Annotated in this window: 19 protein-coding genes; 15 read left to right on the top strand and 4 right to left on the bottom strand. The window is 43.8% G+C overall.

Features of this window, described 5'->3' with window-relative positions; genetic code table 11:
* Window positions 1-96: 96 nt before the first annotated feature.
* The 6 genes from ppiB to BA1DRAFT_RS00435 all read left to right on the top strand — a co-directional run bounded on the left by ppiB (window position 97) and on the right by BA1DRAFT_RS00435 (window position 3795).
* Window positions 97-591 carry a peptidylprolyl isomerase B gene (gene ppiB / locus BA1DRAFT_RS00460; protein ID WP_011147946.1) on the top strand — a complete coding sequence of 165 codons (495 nt, stop codon included), beginning with the start codon at window positions 97-99 and terminating at the stop codon, window positions 589-591.
* Between the two features lie 10 nt (window positions 592-601).
* Complete coding sequence (gene lpxH / locus BA1DRAFT_RS00455) at window positions 602-1324, top strand: UDP-2,3-diacylglucosamine diphosphatase (RefSeq protein ID WP_036775225.1); 723 nt, start codon at window positions 602-604, stop codon at window positions 1322-1324.
* 150 nt (window positions 1325-1474) lie between these two features.
* Window positions 1475-2005, top strand: a complete 531-nt coding sequence (purE, locus tag BA1DRAFT_RS00450; protein WP_036775223.1) for a 5-(carboxyamino)imidazole ribonucleotide mutase — start codon at window positions 1475-1477, stop codon at window positions 2003-2005.
* Window positions 2002-3084, top strand: coding sequence for a 5-(carboxyamino)imidazole ribonucleotide synthase (gene purK / locus BA1DRAFT_RS00445; protein WP_036775221.1), 1083 nt, complete (start codon window positions 2002-2004; stop codon window positions 3082-3084). Before purE ends, purK begins: the two co-directional genes overlap by 4 nt.
* Window positions 3085-3282: 198 nt before the next feature.
* Window positions 3283-3519 carry a type II toxin-antitoxin system RelB/DinJ family antitoxin gene (locus BA1DRAFT_RS00440; RefSeq protein WP_036775220.1) on the top strand — a complete coding sequence of 79 codons (237 nt, stop codon included), beginning with the start codon at window positions 3283-3285 and terminating at the stop codon, window positions 3517-3519.
* A 3-nt stretch (window positions 3520-3522) separates the two neighbouring features.
* On the top strand, window positions 3523-3795 hold the full coding sequence (locus BA1DRAFT_RS00435) for a type II toxin-antitoxin system YafQ family toxin (protein WP_036775218.1): 273 nt from the start codon (window positions 3523-3525) through the stop codon (window positions 3793-3795).
* A 344-nt stretch (window positions 3796-4139) separates the two neighbouring features.
* Here the strand turns inward: BA1DRAFT_RS00435 and BA1DRAFT_RS00430 are convergent, their stop codons facing one another.
* Window positions 4140-4760, bottom strand: coding sequence for a riboflavin synthase (locus BA1DRAFT_RS00430; RefSeq protein WP_036775216.1), 621 nt, complete (start codon window positions 4758-4760; stop codon window positions 4140-4142).
* Window positions 4761-5685: 925 nt separating this feature from the next.
* On the opposite strand from BA1DRAFT_RS00430, the gene BA1DRAFT_RS00425 reads away from it, so the two are divergent.
* From BA1DRAFT_RS00425 to BA1DRAFT_RS00415, 3 genes are read left to right on the top strand one after another with little or no spacing between them, the layout of a single operon-like run.
* Window positions 5686-6573, top strand: a complete 888-nt coding sequence (locus BA1DRAFT_RS00425) for an outer membrane protein OmpK (RefSeq protein WP_235200932.1) — start codon at window positions 5686-5688, stop codon at window positions 6571-6573.
* Window positions 6574-6628: 55 nt separating this feature from the next.
* On the top strand, window positions 6629-7903 hold the full coding sequence (locus tag BA1DRAFT_RS00420; protein WP_036775214.1) for an MFS transporter: 1275 nt from the start codon (window positions 6629-6631) through the stop codon (window positions 7901-7903).
* 60 nt (window positions 7904-7963) lie between these two features.
* The gene (locus BA1DRAFT_RS00415) at window positions 7964-9019 is read left to right on the top strand and encodes an LLM class flavin-dependent oxidoreductase (protein ID WP_036775212.1); all 1056 of its coding nucleotides are present in this window, start codon (window positions 7964-7966) and stop codon (window positions 9017-9019) included.
* 91 nt (window positions 9020-9110) lie between these two features.
* Here BA1DRAFT_RS00415 and ybbP read toward each other — a convergent pair whose 3' ends face one another.
* Both ybbP and ybbA read right to left on the bottom strand, forming a co-directional pair.
* Window positions 9111-11543, bottom strand: coding sequence for a putative ABC transporter permease subunit YbbP (ybbP, locus tag BA1DRAFT_RS00410; protein WP_036775210.1), 2433 nt, complete (start codon window positions 11541-11543; stop codon window positions 9111-9113).
* A complete protein-coding gene (ybbA, locus tag BA1DRAFT_RS00405) occupies window positions 11540-12226 on the bottom strand; it encodes a putative ABC transporter ATP-binding protein YbbA (RefSeq protein ID WP_036775208.1) in 687 nt (228 codons plus the stop codon). Before ybbA ends, ybbP begins: the two co-directional genes overlap by 4 nt.
* Between ybbA and tesA the strand changes: the two genes are divergently transcribed.
* The 5 genes from tesA (at window position 12197) to BA1DRAFT_RS00380 (ending at window position 15994) form a co-directional block, all read left to right on the top strand.
* Complete coding sequence (gene tesA / locus BA1DRAFT_RS00400; protein ID WP_200868749.1) at window positions 12197-12829, top strand: multifunctional acyl-CoA thioesterase I/protease I/lysophospholipase L1; 633 nt, start codon at window positions 12197-12199, stop codon at window positions 12827-12829. The genes ybbA and tesA overlap by 30 nt on opposite strands.
* A gap of 50 nt (window positions 12830-12879) precedes the next feature.
* Window positions 12880-13665 (top strand): SDR family oxidoreductase, encoded by a 786-nt coding sequence (locus BA1DRAFT_RS00395; RefSeq protein WP_036775204.1) that lies wholly within the window; start codon window positions 12880-12882, stop codon window positions 13663-13665.
* Between the two features lie 68 nt (window positions 13666-13733).
* Complete coding sequence (locus BA1DRAFT_RS00390) at window positions 13734-14591, top strand: co-chaperone YbbN (RefSeq protein ID WP_036775202.1); 858 nt, start codon at window positions 13734-13736, stop codon at window positions 14589-14591.
* 24 nt (window positions 14592-14615) lie between these two features.
* On the top strand, window positions 14616-15536 hold the full coding sequence (locus BA1DRAFT_RS00385) for an SPFH domain-containing protein (protein WP_036775200.1): 921 nt from the start codon (window positions 14616-14618) through the stop codon (window positions 15534-15536).
* Window positions 15537-15538: 2 nt separating this feature from the next.
* Window positions 15539-15994 carry an NfeD family protein gene (locus tag BA1DRAFT_RS00380; RefSeq protein WP_036775198.1) on the top strand — a complete coding sequence of 152 codons (456 nt, stop codon included), beginning with the start codon at window positions 15539-15541 and terminating at the stop codon, window positions 15992-15994.
* Here the strand turns inward: BA1DRAFT_RS00380 and cueR are convergent.
* The gene (gene cueR / locus BA1DRAFT_RS00375; RefSeq protein WP_036775196.1) at window positions 15988-16389 is read right to left on the bottom strand and encodes a Cu(I)-responsive transcriptional regulator; all 402 of its coding nucleotides are present in this window, start codon (window positions 16387-16389) and stop codon (window positions 15988-15990) included. The two genes, BA1DRAFT_RS00380 and cueR, sit on opposite strands and share 7 nt — an antisense overlap.
* A 138-nt stretch (window positions 16390-16527) precedes the next feature.
* Here cueR and copA point away from each other — a divergent pair, with 138 nt between their 5' ends.
* Window positions 16528-19263 (top strand): copper-exporting P-type ATPase CopA, encoded by a 2736-nt coding sequence (copA, locus tag BA1DRAFT_RS00370; RefSeq protein WP_036775193.1) that lies wholly within the window; start codon window positions 16528-16530, stop codon window positions 19261-19263.
* Window positions 19264-19443 lie beyond the last annotated feature (180 nt).

Raw genomic sequence — 19443 nt, 5'->3', positions numbered from 1 at the left:
AATAGGTACTGACTCATTATGGTATATGTGATATAAAAGCCGCCTGGTCCGAATGCCCTAACTGGGTTAGTCAAAACTATTATTAGGATTTCAATTATGGTGACTTTCCATACCAATTTTGGCGATATCGTAATTAATACTTTCGCCGACAAAGCTCCTGTAACTGTTGAGAATTTCTTGAACTACTGCCGCAATAGCTTCTACGATAATACTATTTTCCACCGTGTTATTAACGGTTTCATGATTCAGGGTGGTGGATTTGAACCTGGTATGAAACAAAAGCCGACAGATGCAGCTATCAAAAACGAAGCCAATAACGGTCTGAAAAACAACCGTGGTACTTTGGCAATGGCCCGCACCAACGATCCACACTCAGCAACTGCGCAGTTCTTCATTAACGTTGTTGATAATGATTTCCTGAACTTCCGTTCTGAGCGCCCTGATGGCTGGGGTTACTGCGTCTTTGCCGAAGTGATCGAAGGTATGGACGTTGTTGATAAGATCAAAGGCGTTTCTACCGGTCGCAGCGGTATGCACCAAGATGTACCACTCGAAGATGTTATCATCGAAAAAGTAACTGTCAGCGAATAACTCACTGAATATGTGCACACTTTTTATCGCAGATTTACATCTCAGCGAACATGAACCGGCAATCACTGCCGGTTTTCTGCGTTTTTTGCATGAGGATGCCATTCAGGCCGATAGCCTCTATATTCTCGGTGATCTGTTCGATTACTGGATCGGCGATGATGATAACAATCCTCTCCACCGTGAAATCGCTAGCGCATTAAAAACTGTGCAACAACAAGGTGTTACCTGTTACTTTATTCACGGCAACCGTGACTTTCTGCTCGGTTCGCGCTTTGCTAAAGAGAGCGGCGTCATATTGCTTCCACAGGAAAAAGTACTGGAACTGTACGGTAAGCGAGTGCTTATTCTGCACGGCGATACCTTGTGTACTGATGACAAAGATTATCAACGATATCGTAAGCGGGTTCATACCCCGTGGGTCCAACGTCTGTTTCTACTGCTACCTCTGTCTATCCGCCAAAAAATTGCCGTAAAAATGCGAGCCAACAGCCAATCGGTCAACAGCAGAAAATCCGAAGCCATTATGGATGTAAACCAGCAAGCTGTTATTGATACTTTTGAGCGGCATCAAGCTGACTGGATGATTCATGGACATACCCACCGCCCTTTGGTACATGAAGTTCCTCTGCATGATAAAACCCTTTACCGCGGTGTACTTGGCTCATGGCATCATCAGGGATCAATGTTCAAAGTAACGGATAAATCAATCGATCTTATCTCTTTCCCATTCTGAATTAATCAGAAACACCCACACATTCAGGTATCACAATGGAAGTATAAAGTAACGCAATCGTTTTCCTTAGCTTGTGAGCATGATATGATCCGCAGCCTCAAAGCGTTATTTTCATTCTGGTGGACGTTAAAACACAGGAGCATTTGATTTATGACTGCCCAGCCTGATTTAGCAGGAACAACTCAACACAATGCCAAAATCGCCATTGTCATGGGTTCTAAAAGCGATTGGACGACTATGCAGCACGCGGCTGATATTCTCACTTCTCTTAATGTACCTTTTCATGTTGAAATTGTTTCTGCTCATCGTACACCCGATAAACTATTCAGTTTTGCCGAGCAAGCTGAACAAAATGGTTTTGATGTCATTATCGCCGGTGCCGGCGGCGCCGCTCATTTACCCGGCATGCTAGCAGCTAAAACGCTAGTGCCAGTTCTTGGCGTCCCCGTACAAAGCGCTACACTGAATGGCGTAGATAGTCTTTACTCTATCGTACAGATGCCAAAAGGGATTCCTGTCGGCACACTTGCGATTGGGAAAGCCGGAGCGGCAAACGCAGCCCTATTGGCCGCACAGATTCTGGCTCGTCATGATAAAGATTTACTGCAACGCCTCAGCCACTGGCGTGAAACACAAACTCAGGATGTACTCGATAATCCCGATCCGCGGGAGGAAGCATGAAGCCAGTTTGTGTATTAGGCAATGGTCAGCTCGGCCGCATGTTGCGTCAAGCTGGTGAGCCTTTAGGTATCACGGTTTATCCTGTTGGCCTGGATGCAGAACCCGAAGCGGTTCCTTATCAGAATAGCGTGATTACCGCTGAAATTGAGCGCTGGCCGGAAACGGCTCTTACTCAGGAACTTGCCCGTCATAAGGCTTTCGCTAATCGAGATATCTTTCCCCGTCTGGCCGATCGTCTGCCGCAAAAACAGTTAATGGATAGCCTTGGGCTGGCAACGGCTCCGTGGCAATTACTCTCTGATGCCAACCAATGGCCGCAATTATTCTCTGAACTCGGTAATTTCATTATCGTTAAGCGCCGTACTGGTGGTTATGATGGCCGAGGGCAATGGCGTATTCGTCCCGGAGATGAAACAGCATTACCCGCTGATATTTATGGTGAATGTATTGCTGAGCAAGCCATTCCTTTCTCTGGCGAAGTTTCACTGGTCGGCGCCCGCAATAAAAATGGCGATTGTGTGTTCTACCCCTTAGCGCACAATTTGCATCAAGATGGTATTCTCCGCGCCAGTATTGTTTCTCCTCAGGAAAATAACCAGTTACAACATTACCATTTACAACAGCAGGCTGAGAGTATGCTGTCAGCGATTATGCACGAGTTGAAATATATCGGCGTGATGGCGATGGAATGTTTTATTGTCGGTGATAATTTATTAATTAACGAACTGGCACCACGTGTTCACAACAGCGGTCATTGGACTCAAAACGGCGCATCTATCAGCCAGTTTGAATTACATCTTCGCGCTATTCTGGATTTGCCCATGCCTCGACCAGAAGTCACTGCGCCGTCAGTTATGATCAATTTGATTGGTACAGATATCAATACCCAATGGTTAAGCTTGCCATTAGTACATTTACATTGGTATGAAAAAGAAGTTCGCCCTGCACGTAAAGTTGGTCATCTTAATCTTTCTCACTTTGATAAAAATGAATTAAAAGATACATTGCAGAAACTTGTTCCTATGCTGCCTCCTGAATATCAGAGTGGCCTTGAATGGGCGCAGGAAAAATTAATTTAACTAAACCTCAGTTCTGTTTAAGAATCATCAGCCCAAAGGTACATAGGTGAACTCTGCTCATACTTTAGCCCCTTCTTGAGCAAAGCTGAAGTTAAGTCTAACACTAACATTGTTTATTTATTGATCTTTCCATCTTGATTTGTGTCCACAATAGTCCTACAGTAAGGATACAAAATAGTAAGATACGTAGAGGCACATATGAATACAGCCATGTTGAAAGTTCGTGTTTCTGAAGAACTGAAAAATGCGGTAGCACAAGCCGCTAGGGATAATAGTTTGGATATGTCTAGCTTTGTCCGTTTGGTATTAACTAGAGCGACAAAAGAACACCATGTTCCTAATGCTACAACGCAGGCAGCAATCCATGAGCTGGAAAGTGGCGGCGGTACAAGCGTAGGTACCATAGATGAATTTTGGGACAAAATTTTCCAATAAAATATGCTCAGAATTCGCTATTCATCCGCGTTTAAAAAGGATTTAAAACCTTATCAATATGATAGAGCAACCCTCTTCGTTATTGATACCGTATTAAAATTGCTCGCTACAGGAAAACCCCTTCCTCCCGAATATAAAGAACATTCATTGAAAGGGAATTATATTGGGTATCTGGAATGTCATGGAAAACCAGATCTCCTATTGATTTATAAGAGAACTGACCAAGAAGTTTTTTTATATCGGGTTGGAAGTCATGCAAAACTATTCAAGATGTAAGACTTATCCTTAATAGCCCAATTTCTGGGCTATTTTTCTCCATAAAGGTATTCAAAACTAACTTGCATCAGCAAATCTAGATGATATGAGACTCCTTGCAATCAATCTGAGGATTTCTACCTCTTTGGTTATCATCAGAAATTCAGATAGTATCTAAGTACTTTAATTCACTATCTCAAGCGAAACTCAAGTTAACTATTTATTATGGAATATATGACAATCGTCCATCAAAATAGTCAAACGTTTGTCATTTAATAGCCTTAGATTAATTGTAGAAGCGGAAGTAAAGTAACTTACCGCTTCGCACTTCAACTCATCCTAGTTTATTTATATTACTTCAATTATCATATTGATCTATTAGCATTCATCGATCTGGATATCGTATCTACAATCGTTCTGGTTGTTTGATCTATTTCATAATTAAGTAAATCGCCAACTTTAATATTACCAAGATTAGTCGCTCTTAACGTTTCTGGAATTAAATTCAACTCTATGGTTTTCTCTTCTTCATTTATACCATTTATTGTTAAGCTACAACCATGCAGCCCAATAAAACCTTTATGGAAAAAGTATCTTATATTATCGCCAGGAATATTAATCACTAATCGATAAGTTTCACCAGTTTTAATAAAATTAACGACTTCTGCTACACCTTCAATATGTCCATATAAGCTATGACCACCATTCTCTTTATTCATTTGATGTGATCTTTCAATATTAACTTCATCCCCCACATTTAAAAACTTTAATGTGGTCACATCAGCCGTAAAATCTGATATATCAAACCAGACGATATCGTTTTTAAATTGAGTGACAGTCAAGCATGTACCATTAATCGCAACACTGGCCCCCACAGAAACATCATCAAAGAAATGGTTATTATTACTAACGGTCAATGAACTAAATCCTTCTCTTTTCTCAAGAGATAATACGCTTTCTTTTCCTTGCACAATTCCAGTATACATAATCACCCTCTTTTATTTATATTAAGTAGAAATGCCCTTGTTACATTAAAATAATTTATGGTTTTCATAAATATATCTAATAAAATTTTATTAACTCTATTGACCACATTTTCCTACCCCATATTTACAAAATATCTTTTATACACTTGATTTAAATCAGAATTTTAATAAAATATTTAAAAGCCAATAAACTACTTTACCCTATAGTTTTTAATTATATCAAGCTTTTTGTGGAATGGATGATTTTTTACCGTTAAATTGATAATTATCAAACATCAACAAAGATAGAATCGAAGATTACTTTTATAACTTATGAAAATGCTTTACCTTGAATATTTATCATTTAATTAAAAGCATATCATAATAGAATTATCAGACAAAGAATTATAATTTACAATATTTCACTTACAATCTGTTTTTATTATAAATAAATCAAATGAATTATCACCTTAAACATTTATTATATTTTTATTTCATTAAAGATAATTACTCAAGATAAATATTAAAAAAAGATATTTTATCTCCATATTTAAAAAACAAAGCAATAATTATTTAAAGTTGAAAATGGTTTTGATTATACCAAAACAGGAACTAATTTATTATTATCATTAAAAACTCTAATTGATCAAGAAAAAATAAATTATATACTTAAGTTAACTAAAATATAATTACAAAAATATTTTCACAAAACCATTAATTAACAATATTTTTCCCAATCCTTAATATCAAGTTGAATAAACAATCTGTCGCTAATTAAATAATCAATATATTACTAACACTGAAAAATCACTAAGATTAAAATAATCTTATATTTCTACTCCCTCCACCTTTCATCAATAAAATTAAATATCCCTTTGACAAAACTGTTTTATTAGATCAATGTTAACAACCACCAACCCGATACTGTATGAGAAAGGGAATCTTCGTGTTACTTGCCACAAAAATCCATAATACGAAAAACTATCCCCCGCTTTTTTTCACCTTAAGTCTCTCTTCTCGATTTTATGGTGCTGCTTATCTGGCAATGGCTTGGCGTTGGATAGGCACTCGATTAAAGAAAAGCGGATTACCCGCAATGCTGTTATTGCTGGCGACAATCAATCAAGCTCAAGCCGGTAACTTTGTCAACTTTCAATCTATTGATACCAGCCTTTATGTGCAATTTGAAAATCGGGTCGATCCCCAAAAAACGATTTCACCGATTTTGGAGGCTTTCGGCGACTACAGTGTCGGCGATATGTACGTCTATAGTATTTGGCAAAACTCACTGCAAAGTGATTACCAAGGTGATAAGAGTACCTACTATTATAAATTTGTCCCCAGAGTGAGCTTGAGTAAAGTCGCTGGTAATGACATCTCTTTTGGGCCGGTAAAAGATATTTTGTTCGCTCAATGGATTGCCAAAACTAAAGGGATAGATTACGACTATTTTCCCGGTATTAGTATTGACTGGCAAGCTAGCTGGGTTAGCTGGTTACGTACAATTTTTTATTTTGAGAATAATGCCAAAGGAAGCTGGAATGATCAGCGAATCCATATCGACTACGGCATTCCCTTCAATAACCGTTTAGGTGATTTCCGGGTTGTCGGCACTTTCGATTATACCTTAGGTTTACATGGGCAATCTGAAACCATCGATTTCAAACCAGAGTTACATTACGATTTAGGAAAACACCTTGGTCATCAACCCGGTCATTTATGGACTGGCATTGTCCTGAACCCCATAAAAAATAAATACAAAATAAGAGATACCCCTTATTATCGAACCGATCAATTTAGCTACGGGATCTTTATTCGATATAGTTTTTTCTGATATCGGAATAAAATATCAGAAATTTTCTGATGGCCTTTATCCTGATGGAGTCAAAATGCCCATTCAACATGACCAGTTCGGACGTACTTATCAGTGGCTCCTACTGATACTTTTGGGTTTGATTTACTTTCTGGTCACCGCAACCACATTTACTTCGCTGGGCGTTGTATTACCTAGCATGATTAAGGAATTACACTGGAGTTGGACCGATGCCGGTTTGGGGTTCACGTTACTTGGCCTGTCATGTGGGCTGTCCAGTTACCTTCCAGCGATGTTTATTCGTCGTACCGGCGTCCGCGCTACCTTAATGATCGGTACGCTCACCTTTATCACCAGTTTTTACATCCTCTATAACACCCACAGTATCGCAGCCTATTTTACCGGTACCACATTATTAGGAATTGGCTTTAGTCTTATGGCGACGGTTCCCGGTACTTATGTCATTAGCCGACTTTTTAAAAAACAGTCATTGGCTTTTGGTATCTATTTCACCATTGGGGGATTAGGGGGCGTGGTCGGTCCGTGGATCTATTTCCTGGCAACAATATTTTGGGAAAACTGGCGTATGCACTGGGCAATTTCCGGGATATCACTCACCCTGATTAGTTTATTAACCATTTTATTTATGCGCGAAGGTAAAAAGGAAAACGCCCACGCTGAAAGAATTAGCAAAAATCAACAAGACCAGCTCCCCACCAGTATCTATCGCACCAAGGAAATATGGAATGTCCGGCAAGCGCTGCACACCTGGCAATTCTATGCCATTGCAGCCGCTTATACCTCTTTTTTACTGTGTGGGATAACCGTTAATAGTTTTGCAGTCGCCCATATTACTGAAAACGGATTCAGTGAATCTGTCGCTGCCTCCTCACTCAGTATTTTGGCTTTTATCAATGCATTCTCACGATTTGCAGGAGGCGCTGTTGGTGAATGGCTCGATCCCAAAAAATTGCTTATCGGTAGTCTGTCGATAATTATCTGCGGCCTTATCGCACTCAGTGTCACCACTTCATGGACATTTTTAATCCTGTTCACATTGTGTATTGGCATCGGTTATGGCATGACTTTTCTAGCATCCAGTATATTGCTGTTCAATTATTTTGGGCGCACGCCTTATTTGGAACTGTTTTCGGTGATGAATCTAATCTCTACTACCGCCTGTATCGCCCCTTTCCTGGTGGGCGCAATTAAGGATTATTCAGGTAGTTTTACACCAGCATTTCTCATTATCGCCATACCAGTGCTAGCTATTCTGATCATCACATTCATGATGCAACCACCGTCACAAATCGTGAAGAAATGTCCTGATGACAACACACTACTTAACTGAATTTAACAATAAAATGAACCTATAAAATATTCCTTACAACAGACAAACAAGGAATTAATCATGGCAAAAAAAGAATTCGGTGTATTTCTACCCATAGCGAAAGGTGGATGGATTATTTCCAAAAATACACCACCACTCGATGCTTCTTATCAGCAAAACCGTGAAGCGGCTATTCTGGCTGATCAAATTGGTTTAGATTTCATCATGTCGATGAGTAAATGGCGCGGCTTTGGCGGTGAAACAGAACATTGGGGCTGTTCGCTGGAATCCGTTACGATGATGGCAGGTATTGCCGAAGTGACTCATCATGCCCGGCTTATCGCAACCATGCATGCCGGGCTGCATAATCCCGCCGTGACAGCCAAAATGATTGCGACACTGGATCAAATTAGTGATGGCCGCGCCGGGCTGAATATTGTCTCTGGTTCATTCAAAGACGAATTTGAACAGATGGGGGAATGGGATAACAATTTAGACCACGATCAACGTTACGCAATGACCGAAGAGTGGACCCAATTGATCAAACGGCTTTGGAGTGAGAAGCAGGTTAATCATCAAGGAGATTACTTTAATTTCCAGAATTGTGTTTCTGAACCTAAACCTGTTTCCGTTCCGCGCCCTTATTTAGTCTGTGCCGGTCAATCAGAATGTGGGCTACGTTTTAGTGTACGTAATACCGATGTATGTTTCATTGGTGGTAAAGATGAAGAAGAAACGCGACAAATTAGTCTGATGGCTAAACGTCTTGCAGCCGAATACGGCACAACCACTAAAACCTTTTGTATGTGTACGATTATTTGCGCTGCAACCGATGAAGAAGCTGAAACGCTGGCTGAGTTCTATCGTGATGGCCTGGATATAGACGCAGTTAAAAGCATGATGCACAGTTTTGGCGTCGATGTTGGCGGAAAAAGCAATGCGATGGTTGAAAGATCCCAAAATGCTTTTATGACCCACACAGCTATCGGCAACCCGGAAACATGTCGCCAACAATTGTCAGATTTATTGCGTGAATGCGAACTGGACGGCGTTATGTTGATCTTCCCCGATTATGTTCAGGGATTGACCACTTTCGGTGAGAAAATCTTGCCACAACTTAGAGCTGAATTTACTTAACAACGATAATAGGCCAATAAGCCAGGGAATGGGTTCATCACATCTCGACGAGCGATCACCCATTCCCCGAATGTCTGCAAATATCGCTCTTTTACCCCTGAACCCGCCGGTGTAATCCCGTACCCCGTAATAACCGAAGCCCCAACCCACTCCCACACAATGAAAGTAATAAGCTGCTGATTATTGGTAGTAACAGCCACATCTGCCATGCTGGTTGCCACGGAAAATCAAATACCTTGGTCTGTAATAACCAGAGCGCAACCTCAGCTCCTAATGCCGCAGTAAAACCCGCCATTAATCCAAGCAAAGCAAATTCATACCAAAGGGTACGACGCAGTAACTGTTTACCGGCTCCCAAGGTGCGGTAAACCACCAGTTCAAGTTGCCGTTGATGCATCCCTACCTGAACCTGCGCCAATAGCAGTAGTGCGCCACAGACCATGACCAACCCAACCATGACTTCCAATGCCTTACTGACCTGCTGCAAAATAGCCTGAATTTGCTTAATCATCGCGCCGGTATCAAGCAGGCTCAAGGTTGGAAATTGACGATTAAGATCCGTCAGAAGTCGGCCATCGCCTTCATAATGGAAACTAGTCAGCCAGGTTTGCTGCTGATTCTCCAATGCTTGTTTCGGAAAAATAAAAAAGAAATTTGGCCGCAAACTTTCCCAATCCACCCGTCGAATACTGCTAACTATGGCGCTAAATTGCTGCGTATCACCACTGAATGTTAGCTTATCGCCAATTTTGATTGCCAAACGCTCTGCAAGACCTTGCTCAATAGAAACTTCATCCGCCTTTGGCGGCCAGTGACCTTCCACCAAGGTATTAAACGGAGGTAATTCCTCTTTCCATGTCAGGTTCAACTCCCGCTGTACCGTGTTGCTATCCGATTCCCTGGCCTCTGCCCATGCGATGGCTGACTGACCATTAATTTCCGTCAAGCGGGCCAATACCACCGGATAGAATGCCGAAGGTTTAACCTGATACTGAGACAACAAATGTTCTACTTGCGGAATTTGCTGTCCAGTCATATTAATCAGAAAATAGTTCGGACTATCCGGTGGTAATTGTTGCTGCCAACGGTCAAGCAAATCTCCCCGAACTACCAGCAACAAAGCAAATAACATAAATGATAAAGAGAAAGCCGCCAATTGAGCTACTGTCTGAAATGGCTGCCGCAGTAGTCGATTAACCGCCAGACGAAAACTGAGTTGACGAAGTTTCAGGTGACGTAATAACCACAATCCACCCCAACCAAACACCGCCAGCAACAGTGCAACCATCACCATGCCAGCCAGTAACGCCCATAACATAGGCTTGGTTCCAACCAACAAGCTCAGCCCGCTAATGACCATCAATGCCGCCAACGGCAGGTAATAGCGCAACGGCCAGATAGGCGCGATAATATCATCACGCAGCACCCTTGATGGTTGAGTTGCCATTAACTGCTTGTACGGACGTATTCCCACCAGCAAGGCAATAATAGATAACGCGCCTAACGCCCATATCCACGGCCAGAATCCAGCTACCGGTAAAGTCTTCGGCAGCATAGGCGCCAAAATCTGCACAAGCAGATATTCAAACATCAATCCCAGCAGTGTTCCCACCAGCGCCGCCGCAATCAATATCACCAACCATTGACCAATCACCCATTTACGCAACGCCCAACGTCCCGCACCAAGTGTTTTAAGCACAGCAATCAAATCATGGCGGCTACGGCAATAGTGGGTCATTGATACCGCTACCGCAGCGACAGCAAGTAATAACGTCAGCAAAGCCGATAACAACAAGAATTGCTGCGCCCTTTCAATGGATTTTGCGAGCGCCCCGCTATCCTGTTTCAAGGTATACCAGCGCTGATCAACTTTAAGTTGGGGATCAATGAACTGCTGATACTGATAAATCGCTTCTTTATCGCCAGAAAACATATAACGATAAGTCAGACGGCTACCCGGTTGAATCGCTCCGGTAGATTGAGCATCATCAAGACTGATTAAAATCCGAGGCGCAATCTGAAAGGGATTGAAACCACTGTCCGGTTCCTGAATTAATTCTCCACTCACCTTAAGCGTGGTATCTCCGACATCCAGATTATCGCCAACTTTGATTTTCAACAGTTCAAGCAAACGAGGCGCAACCAGTGCTGTTCCTTTTTCCGCTTTCAAACCCGGTGGATGGGTTTCCAGTTCACCATATAGCGGGTAACGGCTATCCGCCGCTTTTACATTCGCAAGTTGAGGAATATCCCCGGCATAAGTCATTGTGGTGAAAGAGAGCTGTCGACTCAATTTTAATCCCAGACTTTTCGCCTGTTGTAACCATCCTTCATCTACCGGATAAGCCGCACGCAGGACTAAATCACCCGCCAGAAAATCCCGACTCTGATAATGAACACTTTGATCAATGCGATCACTTATCCTTCCCAGCGCCAGCACACAAGCCACCGCCAACGTAAGCGATAACCAGACAATCAATAAAGAAGGGGTGCGCCACTCGCGCCAAAACCAACGCCAAATCATCTTTCTTCCCTCAATTTGCCATCAACCAATCGCAAACAACGTTGACAACGGGCAGCAAGCTGGCTGTCATGCGTCACCAGAATTAATGTTGTGGCGTAATCACGATTGAGAGAAAACAGTAAATCAGCAATCCGATCACCAGTTTGCCGATCCAGATTACCTGTCGGCTCATCAGCAAACAGAATTTTAGGTTGGCTGCTGAATGCCCGCGCCAATGCCACCCTCTGTTGCTCACCACCAGAAAGTTGGGCCGGCATATGTTTCAAACGTTTTCCCAATCCCAATTGTTCCAGCAATTCAAGCGCTTGTTTCCTGCTACTCTGTTCAGATTCGCCACGCAATAAAGCAGGAAGCTGGACATTTTCCAATGCGTTCAACGTCGGAATTAACATAAATGACTGAAAGACAAAACCGACATTTTCAGCCCGCAGTTGCGCCCGCCGTTCCTCGTTCATCTGACTTAAATTATGCCCTAGCAGCCAAACCTCGCCGTCACTGCCATCATCTAACCCGGCAATAATGCCAAGCAATGTGGATTTACCCGAACCCGATTCTCCCACTAAAGCGATAGTCTGTGCCGACTCGACAACCAACTCGACTCCCTGCAATATAGTGATCTTATTTTCTCCCTGACCAACGTGCTTACTAAGATGCTGAACTTCAAGAATACTCCCCGTTACCATTTACTTTTCCTTTTATTAGTGATGCTATTTGGCGCCAGAGCGACTGCGGCTGATACCCTTCTGATTCTCGGTGATAGCCTTAGTGCCGGTTATCATCTGCCCATTGAGCAGTCATGGCCTGCTTTGATGGAAAAAAAGTGGCAGAAATCCGGTAATAAAATCACGGTCATCAATGGCAGCATCAGCGGTAACACCGCCGCTCAGGGCCTTGAGAGACTACCGGAATTACTTAAACAACATAAACCCCGTTGGGTGCTGATAGAACTGGGCGCCAACGATGGACTCCGCGGTTTTCCTCCACAACAAACAGAACAAGATCTGCAACAGATCATTACTTTAGTGAAACAAGCCAATATTCAGCCTTTATTAATGCAGATCCGTCTGCCGCCAAATTATGGGCGCCGTTATACCGAATCTTTTGCCAAGATTTATCCCAAACTGGCAGAACACAATCAAATCCCCCTGCTTCCGTTTTATATGGAACAAGTCGCTATTAAACCGGAGTGGGTGCAACAAGATGGATTACATCCTAATCTGGCAGCCCAACCATTTATCGCCGACTGGATGTCTGACACACTATCAGCACATCTTAATTATTCTTAAGTAGTAAACTATTAGTTTCAACAAATTGATGTCTATAAGCAGGTAAAGTTATGCAAAAGTCCGTTCTTATCACCGGCTGTTCCAGTGGAATTGGTCTGGTGGCGGCCAAAACACTACATCAGCGGGGCTATAGAGTATTAGCAGCCTGCCGGAAACCCGCAGATTTACAACATATGCGCGAGTTAGGACTGGAACCTATCGAATTGGATCTTGATGACAAAATGAGTGTTGAACGCGCCGCCGCCGAGGTCATCAGGCTCACCAATGGCCGTCTTTACGGGCTGTTTAATAACGGCGGCTTTGGTATTTATGGCCCACTAAATACGATCAGTCGTGAACAACTGGAACGGCAATTCTCTACTAATCTATTTGGTACCCATCAACTTACCTGCTTATTACTTCCAGCAATGCAACTTCATGGTGAAGGCCGTATTATCCAAACTAGTTCAGTTATGGGACTAATTTCAACCCCAGGCCGCGGCGCTTACTCCGCCAGTAAATATGCCTTGGAAGCCTGGTCAGATGCATTAAGAATGGAATTAGCCGGAACCGGAATTAAAGCTTGTCTGATTGTCCCCGGCCCGATAAAAACACGTTTCGCAGAAAACGTGAATCAAACGCAAAGCGATAAACCGGTCAGAAACCCTAGGATCGCCCGCCATTTTACCCTAACCCCCGAAGCCGTTGTGCGCAAACTGATCCATGCTCTGGAAAGTCCGAACCCCAAATTACGTTATCCAGTGACTTGGATAACCCACGCAGTCACGATTATGCGCCGGATTTTACCAGGAAGAGTAATGGATAAAATACTGAGTAAGCAGAGTGGTACAACTTGAAAGTTAAGAAAATAACCTCAATCTATTTAATCATACCCTGCGACAACCAAATTTAAGAGACTAATTATATGTTACCAACTTCTACTGGAATTAATGTTAACGAAAGCAATCTACATCAAACCGTTGAACAGTCTATGACTGTACCTGTTTTATTTTATTTTTGGTCTGAACGTAGCTCTCATTGTCAAGAATTAGGCGTAATATTGGATAAACTGGCCGCAGAATATGCAAATCAATTCATATTGGCAAAAGTGGATTGCGATAAAGAGCAAATGGTCGCGGCACAGTTTGGCTTACGAGCCATTCCTACGGTTTATATTATGCAACAAGGCCAACCGGTAGATGGTTTTCAAGGGCCACAACCTGAAACAGTTATTAGAGAGATGCTTGCCCGCGCATTACCTAAGCCGGAAGAGTTGAAAGCCGCTCAGGCAGAGGAACTTATCGCAGCAGGAAAACATCAGGAAGCGCTACCACTACTGAAAGAAGCCTGGCAATTAGCCCCCAAAAACAGTGAAATCGCACTTATGTTGACCGAAGTGCAAATTATGCTCAATAATATAGCAGAGGCCGAGGAAATTCTGAGTCTTATTCCATTACAGGACCAAGATACTCATTATCACAGTTTACTGGCTCAAATTGAGTTACAAAAGCAAGCGGCGGATACACCAGAGATCCAACAATTGCAGCAAGAATTCGCCATTCAACCAGAAAATGCAGAGCTGGCTGTTAAGCTCTCGCTGAAACTGCATGAAGTTAGTCGTAATGAAGAAGCGCTGGAATTATTACTTAGCTTCCTGAAAAAGGACCTTTCCGCTGCCAATGGCGCAGTACGGAAAACAATGATGGATATTATGTCTGCAATGGGGACCAGTAACACCCTGGCTTCAAAATACCGTCGCCAGGTCTATTCACTGCTTTACTGATTTATTTAATTGTAAGGAATTGCTATGGATTTATTCGCTTTTGGTGCCGTACCCATTCTGATCTTTATTGCGGTGGTTATTGTCTTTACTTGTGTAAAAACAGTGCCACAAGGCTATCAATGGACGGTAGAACGCTTCGGTCGTTATACCCGGACTTTATTACCTGGTTTGCATATTATCGTCCCTTTTATCGATCGCATTGGCCGTAAAATTAATATGATGGAACAAGTGTTGGATATTCCTTCACAAGAGGTGATTTCCCGCGATAACGCCAATGTTACCATTGATGCGGTCTGCTTCATTCAGGTTGTCGATCCTGTTCGGGCTGCTTATGAAGTCAGTAACCTTGAGCTCTCCATCATTAATCTGACGATGACCAACTTCCGTACCGTTTTGGGTTCAATGGAGCTGGATGAAATGCTGTCACAGCGTGATTCTATCAACAGCCGTCTATTGCATATTGTTGATGAAGCCACTAACCCGTGGGGAGTGAAAATTACCCGTATTGAAATCCGTGATGTGCGTCCACCCAAAGAGTTGATCTCCGCCATGAACGCACAGATGAAAGCAGAACGTACAAAACGTGCTGATATTCTGGAAGCGGAAGGTATCCGTCAGGCGGCTATTCTGAAAGCAGAAGGAGAAAAACAGTCTCAAATTCTGAAAGCGGAAGGGGAACGTCAATCGGCATTTCTCCAGGCAGAAGCACGTGAACGTGCCGCCGAAGCGGAAGCTCGCGCAACTAAAATGGTGTCCGATGCGATTGCTGACGGTAACATGCAGGCAATTAACTACTTTGTTGCCCAGAAATATACGGATGCACTGACCAGTATTGGTGCCTCCGATAACAGCAAAGTCATTATGATGCCTCTGGAAGCGAGCAATCTGATGGGTGCGATTGGCGGTATTACTGAACTGATTGGCGAAAGCAAAAAAGGTAAATAACCATGATTGCACAGATTGCGGCTCAAACCCCCTGGCTCTGGTTCTCTTTTGGCGGCTTACTGTTAATTGCAGAGCTTCTGGGAACTGGCGGCTATCTATTATGGACGGGTATAGCCGCTATCGTTGTTGCGTTTGTCACCTGGCTGCTACCAGGAATAGATTGGGAATGGCAAGGCGTTTTGTTTGCCGCTCTGACGCTACTTTCCGCAATGCTATGGCGCTACTGGTTACGTCGCCGCCCATCAAAAGGCAGCGATAACCTGAACCAGAAAGACCACCAGCTCATCGGTATCCGAGCCAAACTGACTACCGATACTGAAAATGGTTACAGCCGGATCAAACTGGCTGATGGAAGCTGGCGGGTTCACTGTAATAGTGAACTACCCGCCCATACCGAAGTAGAGGTAATCGCTATTGATGGCATTACCTTGAAAGTAAAGTCAGTCAGTTCTCAGTGATGAGAGCAACAACCCGATAAATGATCTATGATGGGGCATTCAGCCCCATCATCTCCAGGGCACTCTTCCGCCAAAGCTAACAATTTACTTCTCATTTTCTGCAACTCTTTAATCGCCTTTTCTATTTCAGCCACTTTATGCAATGTTGCCGCTTTTACATCGGCACTGTGACGATTGGGATTGCGAAATAACACTAAAAATTCACGGCATTCATCAAGCGTAAAACCGACCTGTTTCGCCTGACACAACAGCGTTAATTCATCAATATGTTTCTGCTGATAATAACGGTAGCCGTTATCCCCCCTTGCCGGCGGTGTAATCAGATCCTTTTCTTCATAAAACCGAATAGCTTTACTGGTAAGACCGGTTTTTTGGGCAACTTCACTGATGTTCATTTTTTCCCCTTGACCTTACCCTTGCGGGAAGGTTTAACCTTCGCAACAAGTCAGAAACTCACTTGAACTGTGTAGATATCATCAATTATCACACAGGTGTGAAGAATAATTACATCACTATGTGTTAGGAGTTTTTTTATGTCACACACAATCATTTTAACCTTGCAGGGACTCTCCTGTATGCATTGTGTTAACAGTGTGAAAAAGGCACTGGCAAATCGTGCAGATGTGGAACAGGCGGATATTACGATTGATTATGCCAAAATCACCGGCGCAGCCTCTGCTGAATCATTAATCGAAACAATTCAAGCAGCCGGTTACGATGCGATAATCGCCAGCCAACCTGACGTTGAACTGGCGCTCTCCGGCCTGAGTTGCATGCATTGTGCCGGTACGACTCGTAAAGCGCTGGAGGCCGTAGATGGCGTTATCGCCGCAGATGTGAATACTGAAACAGCTAAAATTTACGGTAAAGCCGATGTCGTTACCCTAATTGCCGCCGTTGAGCAGGCGGGTTATCACGCAAAACTCGCTTCTGGTCAAAACTCCCCAAAATCTGAGCCGCTGACATTACCTGCTTCAAACAGACCGGAACCTTTGGCAGCGGCAACCTCTTCTGTTCCGGTCGAAAAAACTGACGTCTCCGTTGTGAGTGATAGCGATGAGAGTATCCAGTTGCTGTTGGACGGCATGACTTGTGCCAGTTGCGTGAGCAAAGTTCAAAAAGCATTACAAGGTGTTGATGGCGTGGAAAATGCCAGAGTGAATCTTGCTGAACGCAGCGCTTTAATTACCGGTAGCGCCTCAGCGGAGGCGCTGATTAAAGCAGTAGAAAAAGCCGGGTATGACGCAGAACTGATTCAGGACGAAGCTGAGCGGCGTGAACGTCAGCAACAAGTTTCTGACGCTAATATGCGCCGTTTTCGTTGGCAATCAGCATTAGCATTGGTCGTCGGTATTCCCGTGATGGTGTGGGGCATGATGGGCGATAATATGATGCTCACACCTGAAAACCGTCATATCTGGCTGACTATCGGCGTTATCACGCTTGCCGTGATGATCTTTGCTGGTGGTCACTTCTATCGCAATGCATGGCAAAGCCTGAAAAACCGTAGTGCCACAATGGACACATTGGTGGCATTAGGAACAGGCGCAGCCTGGCTTTACTCTATCAGTGTCAATCTATGGCCGGATATTTTTCCGCCACAAGCCCGTCATCTCTATTATGAAGCCAGCGCGATGATTATTGGTCTGATAAATCTGGGTCATGCTCTGGAACAACGTGCCCGTCAGCGTTCTTCAAAAGCACTGGAGCGTCTGCTAGACCTGACGCCACCGACTGCCCGTGTGGTGACAGAAGATGGCGAAAAAGAGATGCGATTGGCTGATGTCAAACCCGGCATGACATTACGTTTGGCAACCGGTGATCGTGTTCCCGTTGATGGTGAAATCATTCAAGGTGAGATTTGGATAGATGAAGCAATGCTCACCGGTGAGCCGATTCCACAGCAAAAATCCAAAGGCGATAACATTCATGCCGGTACGACAGTGCAAGACGGTACGGTGCTGTTTACTGCCGCCGCAGTTGGCAGTCAGACAACATTAGCACGAATTATTAAACTGGTCCGTCAGGCACAAAGCAGTAAGCCCGAAATTGGTCAGTTAGCAGATAAAATTTCCTCCGTGTTCGTTCCCGTTGTGGTCACGATTGCCCTGATTGCCGGTGCTATTTGGTATTTCGTGGGTCCAGTGCCACAGATCATGTATTCATTGGTCATTATTACCACCGTGTTGATTATTGCCTGTCCCTGTGCCCTTGGGTTGGCGACTCCGATGTCAATTATCTCTGGTGTCGGCCGGGCAGCAGAATTTGGGGTTCTGGTGCGGGATGCGGATGCGCTGCAACAAGCGAGCACCTTGGATACCCTTGTTTTCGATAAAACCGGTACGCTGACGGAAGGGATGCCTCAAGTGACTGATATCCACACTTTCAATGGGTACAGTGAACAAGAGGTATTGCGTTGGGCTGGCGCACTGGAAAAAGGTTCTAACCATCCATTAGCCAAAGCCATTCTTGCCAAAGCCGAAGGGCTGGCATTGCCGCAAATTGAACAATTCCGTACTCTGGCTGGACTCGGTATCAGTGGTGAAGTGAATGGCACAATCTTGTTGCTAGGTAATCAAGCCTGGCTAGAACAAAATCAAGTTGATACGCAAGAATTAAAACCGCTGATTGCTCAACAGGCAGAAAAAGGCATCACACCGGTTCTCCTGGCAGCAGGAGGTAAAGCGGCGGCAGTGCTATCAATTCGCGATCCACTGCGTGAAGATACCATTACTGCATTACAGCGATTACATCACCAAGGCTACCGTTTAGTGATGCTGACTGGTGATAACCCGGCTACTGCCAATGCGATTGCAAAAGAAGCGGGTATTGATCAAGTGATTGCGGGTGTATTACCTAATGGCAAAGCTGAGGCGATTCAGAAACTGCAAGCAGCAGGTCGCAAGGTTGCTATGGTGGGGGATGGTATTAACGATGCTCCAGCCCTAGCGCAGGCTGATGTGGGTATTGCAATGGGAGGAGGCAGCGATATCGCCATTGAAACCGCGGCGATAACACTGATGCGTCATAGTCTGCATGGTGTGGCTGATGCGGTTGAACTGTCCAAAGGAACGCTGCGCAATATGAAACAGAACCTATTAGGCGCATTTATCTACAACACATTGGGGATTCCCATCGCCGCTGGTGTGCTCTATCCCTTTACTGGAACCCTGTTAGATCCGGTAGTCGCAGGTGCGGCAATGGCGCTCTCTTCAATTACGGTAGTGAGTAATGCTAATCGATTACTGAGGTTTAAGCCTAAATTCTGAATCACTAAAGAAATAAGTCTGCTTTAATGATGTTGGGGTGAATCGTAAAAATGCATATCCATGATCGCATTTTACACTTCTACCCCAGCACTTTTTCATGTAGCAATGTCCCCCATGTTACTGCATCAAATCACCACATCTCCGACAATGTTTTCATTACAAATCTCTAGTTATCATTTT

This window comes from Photorhabdus aegyptia (assembly GCF_000612035.1).
In the GTDB taxonomy this organism is placed as follows: domain Bacteria; phylum Pseudomonadota; class Gammaproteobacteria; order Enterobacterales; family Enterobacteriaceae; genus Photorhabdus; species Photorhabdus akhurstii.
The sequence above is the reverse complement of the archived record's forward strand: the minus strand, read 5'-3'. Positions and strand labels throughout refer to the sequence as shown.

Bases quoted from the DNA above. Each gene is read 5' to 3' on its own strand.
- lpxH (WP_036775225.1), top strand. From the start codon at position 602: ATGTGCACACTTTTTATCGCAGATTTACATCTCAGCGAACATGAACCG.
- ybbP (WP_036775210.1), bottom strand. From the start codon at position 11,543: ATGATTTGGCGTTGGTTTTGGCGCGAGTGGCGCACCCCTTCTTTATTG.
- BA1DRAFT_RS00385 (WP_036775200.1), top strand. From the start codon at position 14,616: ATGGATTTATTCGCTTTTGGTGCCGTACCCATTCTGATCTTTATTGCG.
- BA1DRAFT_RS00420 (WP_036775214.1), top strand. From the start codon at position 6,629: ATGCCCATTCAACATGACCAGTTCGGACGTACTTATCAGTGGCTCCTA.
- BA1DRAFT_RS00435 (WP_036775218.1), top strand. From the start codon at position 3,523: ATGCTCAGAATTCGCTATTCATCCGCGTTTAAAAAGGATTTAAAACCT.
- BA1DRAFT_RS00430 (WP_036775216.1), bottom strand. From the start codon at position 4,760: ATGTATACTGGAATTGTGCAAGGAAAAGAAAGCGTATTATCTCTTGAG.
- ybbA (WP_036775208.1), bottom strand. From the start codon at position 12,226: ATGGTAACGGGGAGTATTCTTGAAGTTCAGCATCTTAGTAAGCACGTT.
- BA1DRAFT_RS00380 (WP_036775198.1), top strand. From the start codon at position 15,539: ATGATTGCACAGATTGCGGCTCAAACCCCCTGGCTCTGGTTCTCTTTT.
- BA1DRAFT_RS00440 (WP_036775220.1), top strand. From the start codon at position 3,283: ATGAATACAGCCATGTTGAAAGTTCGTGTTTCTGAAGAACTGAAAAAT.
- cueR (WP_036775196.1), bottom strand. From the start codon at position 16,389: ATGAACATCAGTGAAGTTGCCCAAAAAACCGGTCTTACCAGTAAAGCT.
- BA1DRAFT_RS00395 (WP_036775204.1), top strand. From the start codon at position 12,880: ATGCAAAAGTCCGTTCTTATCACCGGCTGTTCCAGTGGAATTGGTCTG.
- purE (WP_036775223.1), top strand. From the start codon at position 1,475: ATGACTGCCCAGCCTGATTTAGCAGGAACAACTCAACACAATGCCAAA.
- BA1DRAFT_RS00390 (WP_036775202.1), top strand. From the start codon at position 13,734: ATGTTACCAACTTCTACTGGAATTAATGTTAACGAAAGCAATCTACAT.
- copA (WP_036775193.1), top strand. From the start codon at position 16,528: ATGTCACACACAATCATTTTAACCTTGCAGGGACTCTCCTGTATGCAT.
- BA1DRAFT_RS00415 (WP_036775212.1), top strand. From the start codon at position 7,964: ATGGCAAAAAAAGAATTCGGTGTATTTCTACCCATAGCGAAAGGTGGA.
- ppiB (WP_011147946.1), top strand. From the start codon at position 97: ATGGTGACTTTCCATACCAATTTTGGCGATATCGTAATTAATACTTTC.
- purK (WP_036775221.1), top strand. From the start codon at position 2,002: ATGAAGCCAGTTTGTGTATTAGGCAATGGTCAGCTCGGCCGCATGTTG.